Annotated in this window: 4 protein-coding genes and 4 pseudogenes; 2 read left to right on the top strand and 6 right to left on the bottom strand. The window is 65.8% G+C overall.

Going from position 1 to position 8,972, the window contains the following annotated elements; translation table 11 throughout:
- The 3 genes and pseudogenes from I5M_RS29720 to I5M_RS13465 form a co-directional block, all read right to left on the bottom strand.
- Positions 1 to 266 (bottom strand): annotated as a pseudogene (locus tag I5M_RS29720) (hypothetical protein); the annotation flags it as partial.
- A gap of 310 nt (positions 267 to 576) precedes the next feature.
- Positions 577 to 1,800 (bottom strand): ABC transporter substrate-binding protein, encoded by a 1,224-nt coding sequence (locus I5M_RS13460; RefSeq protein WP_022721874.1) that lies wholly within the window; start codon positions 1,798 to 1,800, stop codon positions 577 to 579.
- A 207-nt stretch (positions 1,801 to 2,007) separates the two neighbouring features.
- Positions 2,008 to 2,427 carry a secondary thiamine-phosphate synthase enzyme YjbQ gene (locus tag I5M_RS13465; protein ID WP_022721875.1) on the bottom strand — a complete coding sequence of 140 codons (420 nt, stop codon included), beginning with the start codon at positions 2,425 to 2,427 and terminating at the stop codon, positions 2,008 to 2,010.
- A gap of 249 nt (positions 2,428 to 2,676) precedes the next feature.
- Between I5M_RS13465 and I5M_RS13470 the strand changes: the two genes are divergently transcribed.
- The gene (locus I5M_RS13470) at positions 2,677 to 4,743 is read left to right on the top strand and encodes an ATP-binding protein (protein ID WP_022721876.1); all 2,067 of its coding nucleotides are present in this window, start codon (positions 2,677 to 2,679) and stop codon (positions 4,741 to 4,743) included.
- Between the two features lie 9 nt (positions 4,744 to 4,752).
- Here the strand turns inward: I5M_RS13470 and I5M_RS29725 are convergent.
- From I5M_RS29725 to I5M_RS31790, 3 genes and pseudogenes are all read right to left on the bottom strand, one after another.
- A pseudogene (locus I5M_RS29725) lies at positions 4,753 to 6,719 on the bottom strand (putative bifunctional diguanylate cyclase/phosphodiesterase).
- A gap of 311 nt (positions 6,720 to 7,030) precedes the next feature.
- On the bottom strand, positions 7,031 to 8,365 hold the full coding sequence (locus I5M_RS13480) for a replication-associated recombination protein A (RefSeq protein WP_022721877.1): 1,335 nt from the start codon (positions 8,363 to 8,365) through the stop codon (positions 7,031 to 7,033).
- Positions 8,366 to 8,560: 195 nt separating this feature from the next.
- Positions 8,561 to 8,764 (bottom strand): annotated as a pseudogene (locus tag I5M_RS31790) (PDZ domain-containing protein); the annotation flags it as partial.
- 5 nt (positions 8,765 to 8,769) lie between these two features.
- Here I5M_RS31790 and dppD point away from each other — a divergent pair.
- Positions 8,770 to 8,972, top strand: a pseudogene (gene dppD / locus I5M_RS33660) (dipeptide ABC transporter ATP-binding protein DppD); the annotation flags it as partial.

The raw sequence follows: 8,972 nt of genomic DNA on the forward strand, positions 1-8,972 counted from the left end.
GCCTGAATCGGCGGCGGATATTCCGGCACGTTGACGAAGGTGTTTACGGGGCCCTTGCCGATCTCCTTGCCGGCCGGCAAGTTGGTGGACTGCCGCCGGGTCATCTCCATCGAGAGCAGCGGATAGAAGTAGAGGTAGGCGTCGACGCCGATCGCGTGCGCTTCCTGCTCGGTGAGCGCGGCCTGCGCCCGCAGCGGCGCCGACGTCGCCAGAGCCAGAGCGACAACGCACGCGCCGACCATCGCTTTCCACGTGGTGGTCTTCATCGGTCTTCCCTCCCTCGCCGATGGCGAAGGCTAGTCCGGCCGACTCGCGCGTATCGTTGATGTGGATCAACCGGCCGACGGGACGCCGTGAGGCTCAGCTCGGCTGTGCGGAGGCGTAGTCCCGTAGCCCGGATGCAGCGAAGCGAAATCCGGGATCGACCCGCTCGCCGCTTCCCCGCATTCCGCTTCGCTGCATGCGGGCTACATTTGATGAGTTCGGGTCATTCCGGGTTCGCGTGCCTGCGGCACGCGCCCCGGAATGACGGCACTTGTGGAGCCACTAGGGGCCGGCGCCGCCGCCCTCGCCTCGTTACTTCTTCGTCGTGCTGATGTTGTCGCCGAAGAACTTCCAGGCCTTGCCGTCGAACTTCGCCATCTTGAAGATGTGATAACCCGAATAGTCGGTCGGCGTCGTCGTCACGGTGACGCCGGGCAGGAACAGCGGCAGCGAAACCTTGTCGAGGCTGGTCGCCTGCTTGACCAGGTTCTCGCGGGTGAGATCGTCGCCGCAATTTTTCAGCAGCACCTCGGTCATCTGAGCCACCGCGTAGCCGACCTGGACGCTGCCGTCGATCGGATTGCCGTCCGGGTACCACTCCTTCATGAAGGCGAGGAATTCCTTGACGCCGGGGTCGTTGTCCCAGGCCGGATCGCCGACGATCTTCGAGGTGAAGGCGCTGATCAGCCCGGTCGAGGCTTCGAGCCCGGCCGGCTCCAGCACGCCGCCGACCGAGGCGCCGACAGACACCACGAAATGCGCCGGCGTCCAGCCGAGCGCGTGCACCTTGCGGATCGACTGCGCGGCGAATTTCGGCGACGCCACCGTCAACAGCGTGTCGGCACCCGACGCTTTCAGATTGACGATCTGCGAGTCGATGGTCGGATCGCTGACTTCGTAGCTCGCCTCCTTGACGATCGCCGAGGCCTTGTCGCCGAGGCCTTCCTTGAAGCCCTTGAGATAGTCCTTGCCGAAATCGTCGTTCTGATAGATCACCGCGATCTTCGCCGCCGGCATCTCCCTGGCGATGTACTTGCCGTAGATCTTGGCCTCTTCCTCGTACGGCGGATAGAACGGCGTGGTCCACGGAAAATCCTTCGGGTCGTTCCACTTCGAGGCGCCCGAGGTGATGAAGATATGCGGCACCTTCTTGCCGCGCAGATATTTCTGGATGGCCGAATTGGTCGGCGTGCCGAGCGAGCCGACGATCGCCAGCACCTCGTCCTGCTCGACCAGCTTGCGGGTCTGCTCCAGCGTCTTCGGCGGGCTGTAGCCGTCGTCCATCGAGATCAAATTGATCTTGCGGCCGTTGATGCCGCCTTTGGCGTTGACCATCCGCCAATACGCCGCCTCGACCTTGCCGTTGACGCCGTAGCCCGACGCCGGGCCGCTATACGGCATGGTCTGGCCGAGCTTGATCTCGGTATCGGTGGCGCCGACGTCGTAACGCTTGTCGGCGGCGAAAGATGTATTGGACGTCGCCGCCGTGGACGTCGCCGCCACGAGCAGCAGCGAGGCGAGCAATTTCAGTCGCATGGTTTCACTCCCGGATGAGTGCGGTTTTCCGCATTGTTGTTAGTCGTCGCTAACACGCACGCGGGAGAGTGTCGAGCCGAGTTGATAGCTGGACGGGTAAACGGCGAGCGGCAGTCCACGCGACGGAATTCGCGGCGCCGGTGACCTGCGACAATGTGTCGTTACTTGCCTGTCCAGCATTGCACTGCGCCGGATGCGGACCGAGGATTACTCCCCGATGATCTTCACCAGCACGCGCTTGCGGCGGCCGCCGTCGAACTCGCCGTAGAAGATCTGCTCCCACGGGCCGAAATCGAGTAGGCCGTCGGTGATCGCCACCACCACCTCGCGGCCCATCACCTGGCGCTTCATGTGAGCGTCGGCATTGTCTTCGCCGGTGCGGTTGTGGCGATAGCCGGAGACCGGCTCGTGCGGCGCCAGCTTTTCCAACCACAGTTCGTAATCGTGATGCAGTCCGCTCTCGTCGTCGTTGATGAAGACCGAAGCGGTGATGTGCATCGCATTGACCAGCACCAGCCCCTCGCGCACGCCGCTCTCCTTCAGCGCCGCCTCGACCTCGCGGGTGATGTTGACGAAGGCGCGCCGGCCCGGCGTCTGAAACCACAGCTCCTTGCGATAGGATTTCATGTCCCTGCCCTTCGTCTGCGCCCACCGATGACCGCCCCGCAATTTAGCCTGCACGGCCGGGCCCAGTCACCCTATCGTGCGCTCGAGCCTGTTTACTATCTGGCGTTGTGGATGACGACGGCGAAGCTGCGAAACTTTGTCCAGGGTCCGGTGTTAGGCAGTTATGCCTTCCCCTATCCCGATCTCCACGGGCCCTCGTCCGCTTCTCCACCTTCTCCACCTTCTCCGCCGAACGCCTGAACCATTGCCATGAAGCCAGACGCGATCGATGTCCGCAGCCAAAGCGAAGCGCGCTATCGCGCGCTGTTCGAGGCCATCGACGACGGCTTCTGCATCATCGAATTCTTCGATGGCCCGCACGGCGAGCTGAGCGACTACGTCCATATCGAGGCCAATCCCGGCTACGAGAAGCAGACCGGCATCGCCGGCATCATCGGCCGCACGCTGCGCGACCTCGTCAGTCCCACCGAAGCCGACGGCTGGGTCGAGCTGTATCGTGGCGTGCTGACCAGCGGCCGGCCCCTGCATTTCGAGCGCGACTTCGTCGAGGCCAACCGCGTCATCGAAGTGTCGGCGACGCGGGTGGAGCCGCCGGAGCTGCGCCAGGTCGCGGTGCTGTTTCGCGACATCACGGCGCGCAAGCGCGCCGAAGCGGCGATGCGCGACAGCGAGAAGATCGCCCGCGACAACGTCCAGCGTGTGCAGCTCGCACTCGCCGCCGGCGCCATCATCGGCACCTGGTTCTGGGATCTGCCGAACGATCGCTTCACGGTCGACGAAGGCTTCGCCCGCGCCTTCGGCTTCGATGCACAGAAGAGCCGCGACGGGCTCAGCCTGGCACAAGTGGTCGAGACCGTGCATCCGGACGATCAGCAAGGCCTGTCGGCCGCCATCGCCGAGGCCGTCCGCCGCGGCGGCGCCTACGCGCACCAGTATCGCGTGCGTCGCACCGACGGCAATTACTACTGGCTCGAAGCCAATGGCCGCGTCGAGCACGCGCCGGACGGCACGCCGCTGAGCTTTCCCGGCGTGCTGATCGATCTCGAAGAGCGCCGCACGCTGGTGGCGCAGCGCGACCGCGCCATCGCCGATCTGCGCGCGCTCAACGAAACCCTGGAGCAACGCGTCGCCGAAGCCCGCGCCGAACTGATGCGCTCCGAAGAGCAATTGCGCCAGGCCCAGAAGATGGAGGCCGTCGGCCAGCTCACCGGTGGACTGGCGCACGACTTCAACAATCTGCTCGCCGGCATTTCCGGCAGCCTCGAATTGACGGCGGTGCGGCTCAGCCAGGGCCGCGTGCAGGACATCGAGAAGTACGTGGTCGCGGCGCAAGGCGCGGTGCGGCGCGCGGCGTCGCTGACGCACCGGCTGCTGGCGTTCGCCCGGCGGCAGACGCTGACGCCGACGGCGGTCAGCGTCAACACGCTGGTGGCCGGCATGCTCGACCTGATCCAGCGCACCGTCGGCCCAGCGATCGACTTACAGCACGTCGGCGCCAGCGGGCTTTGGACCGTGCTGGTCGACGGCCCGCAGCTGGAGAGCGCGCTGCTGAATCTGTGCCTCAACGCACGCGACGCGATGCCGAGCGGCGGCAAGATCACCATCGAGACCGGCAATCGTTGGATCGATCGGACGCAGTCGAAACTCTACGACCTGCCGGCCGGCCAATACGTTTCGCTGTGCGTCTCCGACACCGGCACCGGCATGGCGCCGGAGGTCATCGCCAAGGCGTTCGATCCGTTCTTCACCACCAAGCCGATCGGTCAGGGCACCGGGCTCGGCCTGTCGATGATCTACGGCTTCGCCCAGCAATCCGGCGGCCAGGTGCGGATCTATTCGGAGGTCGGCCAAGGCACGATGGTGTGCATCTATCTGCCGCGCCACCGCGGCGAAGTCGCCGAGGACGAAGCGCATCCCGACTCGCAAGTGATCCCGTTCGCGCAGCGCGGCGAGACCGTGCTGATCGTCGACGACGAGCCGACGGTGCGGATGCTGATCACCGACGTGCTCGAGGACCTCGGCTACACCGCGATCGAAGCCGCCGACAGTGTCGGCGGGTTGAAGCTGCTGCAATCCGACGCGCGGATCGACCTGATGGTGACCGATGTCGGCCTGCCCGGCGGCATGAACGGCCGCCAGCTCGCCGATGCCGGCCGCCAGACCCGGCCGAACCTCAACGTGCTGTTCATCACCGGCTTCGCCGAGAACGCACTACTCAACAACGGCCAGCTCGAACCCGGCATGGCCGTCCTGACCAAGCCGTTCGCCGTCGACACGCTGGCAGCGCGCATTCGCGAGCTGATCAACAAAGCGTAGCCAAGTTTTTCACGCCGACTTCCGCTGCTGGCTTCTCACTTCTGTCAGCCAGGCGACCGCATCGGCGGCGCGCATCGGCCGGCCGTAGAGCCAGCCTTGACCATAGGCACAGCCGAGCATGCGCAGCGTCTCGGCGTCGCTCGGGCTTTCGACGCCCTCGGCGATGATGCGATGGCCGAGCGGCCGCGCCACCGCGGTGATGGCGGCGATCAGTTGCTGGTTCTGGCGGTTGGTACTCACGCCATGAATGAAGGAACGGTCGATCTTGATGGTGTCGAGCGCCACGCTCATCAGATTGGCAATCGAGGAATGGCCGACACCGAAATCGTCGATGGCGAGACCGAAACCCTCGCGCTCGATGCGCTGCAATTCGCGCGCGCATAGCCGTGGATCGAACAGCGCCTCCTCGGTGATCTCGATCTCGAGGCGACGCGGATCGACGCCGTGACGCTGCGTCAGCTCGGCCAGAATGCCGGCGGGCGAATGCAGCGTCAGCTCGCGCGGCGAAACGTTAAGGGCGACGCTGAGGCGCGGTGAGGCGCCGGCGGCATCGAGCGAACGCAGGAATTCGCACGCCCGCTCGCCGATGAAGCCGAGCAGCCGCGCCGACAGCTGCAGCCGGATCGCGGCCTGGATGATGTCCGGCGGCGCAATGAGTCCGGCGGCCGGATGGCGCCAGCGCAGCAGCGCCTCGAAGCCGACCACCTCGCCGCTCGCCAGCGCCACCTGCGGCTGGAATTCGAGATGCAAGTCGCCCCGCTCCAGCGCGCCCGGCAGGTCACCCTCGATGCAGCGCTGCAGCAGGAATTCGTCCTGCAGCTGGGCGTCGAAAACCCGGATGCAAGCACGTCCGTCATTCTTGGCACGGTACAGCGCGGCGTCGGCGCGGGCGAACACATCCTCGACATCCACCGGACCACTGGCATGAGCCGCGATGCCGATCGAGCAGCTGATGGTCAGCGACTGGCCGCCGAGGCTGAGCGGCCGGGTCAGCGCCGCGCTCAATCGCTGCGCCAGCGCCAGCGCGCGCGCCGCGACGTCGTTCCCCCGCACTACCACGATGAATTCGTCGCCGCCGAGCCGCACCGGCAGATCGCGCGGCCCACAGGCCGAACGCAGCAGATCGCCGAGCGCCGCGAGGACGCGGTCGCCGGCCTCATGGCCGCGCGTGTCGTTGATGGCCTTGAAGTTGTCGACGTCGAACAGCACGAAGGCGACGCCCTGGCCTGCGCCACACGCCGCGGCGGCGGCTTCGCGGAAATGGCTCCGATTGGCGAGGCCGGTGAGCGGATCGGCACGGGCGAGTTGCTCCAACGCCCGGTTCGATCGCAACACGTCCCTATTGGCCTGTGCGAGCGAATTTGCGAGATCGGTTGCCTCGAGCGCCGTGCTCTGACTGGCGATAAATTCGCGCTCGCCGCTGATCGCCGCGCGAAACAGCATGAAGGTGAGGAATACGCCGTCGAATGCGACGATGTAGTCGGGGCCGCCTCCCGCCATCAGGATGCGATACAGCGTCGCCGCCATCACCGGCCCGGCGAAGGCCAGCGCGACTCGCGAATAGGCGGCGCCCTGGATGATCGCGCCGGTCGACACGCCGACCATGATGAAAGTGATGTAGTCGGTGCCCTGTTTGGCGGAGCCGACCGCGATCGAGGCCGGCACCACGCTCCACAACAACCCGCTGACGAGCGCGAACTGCGCGAGACGACGCAGCACCAGATATGGTGCGGTATCGATGGCGTCGGTCGCCGCCCGCCGTGACACCCAGGCGGCGCGAAACAGCGCCAGCGCGATGGCGGGCCCCAAGCCACCAAAGATCAGGGTCTCGCCGTTTTCGAGATGCAGCAACAGCCCCAGCGACAACGCGATGACGACGTGGGAAATCAGCGTGAGCCCGGACGTTGGCGCAACGCGCAACGGGCTGCGGCCTTGGCTAGCGCGATCGCTTTCAAAGTACTGTCGGCACTGATCATGAATCGCAACAATGAATGATAATACCGCTAAACATCACGCGGACTAATCAACCACACACATTCTTTAAATTTGAATTTGCTCGCGCGGGTGGCACGGCGCGAAGCCAGGCATCCGCGAGAAGGGGTTCCGCTTGGAAAAACTGCGATCATGCGGCGCGCAAGTGCAAGCCAGTCGCACGAGTCACGCTTTGCAGAATGGGTCGCTCGTAGGGTGGGCAAAGGCGCGAAGCGCCGTGCCCACGCGCCGACGCATCGTCGCGCGCAGCAACCTCTCGGCGTGGGCTTCGCTGCCCTCAGCCCACCCTACGAGTCTACGGTTCGTTCTTCGCGGCGCGCAGCTTGGCCCAATAATCGAGGCGCTTCCTGATCTCGCGTTCGAAGCCGCGGTCGGGCGGATCGTAGAAAGTCTGGCGGCCGAGCGCGTCGGGGAAGTAATCCTGGCCGGAGAAGCCCTCGGGCGTATCGTGATCGTACTGATAGCCGGCGCCGTAATTCTCCGACTTCATCAGCTTGGTCGGGGCGTTGAGGATGTGCTTGGGCGGCAGCAGCGAGCCGGCTTCCTTGGCGACGCGCTTTGCTGCGCCATAGGCCTTGTAGGCGGCGTTGGATTTCGGCGCGGTGGCGACGTAGATCACCGCCTGCGCGATCGCCAGTTCGCCTTCCGGCGAGCCGAGGAAATCATAGGCGTCCTTGGCTGCGTTGCAGATCACCAGCGCCTGCGGATCGGCGAGGCCGATGTCCTCGACCGCCATGCGGACGACGCGGCGGGCAAGGAACAGCGGGTCTTCTCCGGCGTCGAGCATCCGGCACAGATAGTACAGCGCTGCGTCGGGATCGGAGCCGCGCACCGATTTATGCAAAGCCGAGATGAGATTGTAGTGACCGTCGGCGCTCTTGTCGTAGATCGGGGCGCGGCGCTGCAGGATGTCCTGCAGCTGCACGGCATCGAACACTTCGCCGGGACGCGCCGAGCGCCAGACTTCTTCGGCGAGCGTCAACGCGGCGCGGCCGTCGCCATCGGCCATGCGCACCAAGGCGGCGCGTGCTTCGGCATCGAGCGGCAGCGGTCGGCCTTCGACGGCTTCGGCGTGGCTGTACAGCTTCTCGATCGCCGCGGCATCGAGCGAGTGGAAGATCAGCACCCGCGAGCGCGACAGCAGAGCGGCGTTGAGTTCGAACGACGGGTTCTCGGTGGTGGCGCCGACGAGCACGACCGTGCCGTCTTCCATCACCGGCAGAAACGAGTCCTGCTGCGCCTTGTTGAAGCGGTGCACCTCGTCGACGAACAACAGCGTGCCGCGGCCGGTCTCGCGCCGAGCACGCGCGGCATCGAACACTTTCTTCAGGTCGGCGACGCCGGAAAACACCGCGGAGATCTGCTCGAACTGCAGCTCGGTGGCGTCGGCGAGCAGCCGCGCCACCGTGGTCTTGCCGGTGCCGGGCGGGCCCCAGAAGATCAGCGAACCGAGCGAACGTGTCTGCAGCATCCGCGTCAGCGCACCGTCGGGGCCGAGAATGTGATCCTGCCCGACGACATCGCCGAGCGCGCGCGGCCGCAACCGATCCGGCAACGGCCGCGGTGCTTCGCGTTCGAGCCCGGCGGCGACGAACAGGTTGTCTGATTGCTGAGGACGCTTGGGGCTCATGGCACGCGCTGGACGGCCGCTATGACATCGAGCAACGCCGCCCCCTGCTCGCCGATCCGACAGCTATCCGACCCGCCGACTTTCGTCATGGCCGGGCTCGTCCCGGCCATCCACGCCTTTCTCGCATCGGCCGCTGCAAGGCGTGGATGCCCGGCACAAGGCCGGGCATGACGGGAAATAGTACGGTCCGGGGACTCATCCACCCAACGTCACGTTGATCTGCTGGCCCTGGCGCACCAGCGTGATGCGCCAGATGCGATAGGACTCGCCGCTGATGCGCTGCAGGTCGCTGGTCTTGGCGATCTTCTTGTTGTTGACCGCGACGATGATGTCGCCCTTCTGGAAGCCGACATTGGCGGCGGTGCCATCGTCGGTGAGATCGGTGACGACGACACCCTCCACGCCTGGCGCTCGACGACGAAGCGCTGTCGACGTTCCGCGGCCAGACCGTGTCGATGATCTTCCAGGAGCCGGCGCTGGCGCTCGATCCGGTCTACACCATCGGCCAGCAGATCGCCGAGACGGTGGTGCGCCACGAGGGCAAGAGTCAGCGCGACGCGATGGCGCGCGCGCTGGAGATGCTCGAGATGGTGCCTTCCCCTCGGCC

Origin of the sequence: Rhodopseudomonas sp. B29 (genome assembly GCF_000333455.1) — a bacterium.
Taxonomy (GTDB): domain Bacteria; phylum Pseudomonadota; class Alphaproteobacteria; order Rhizobiales; family Xanthobacteraceae; genus Rhodopseudomonas.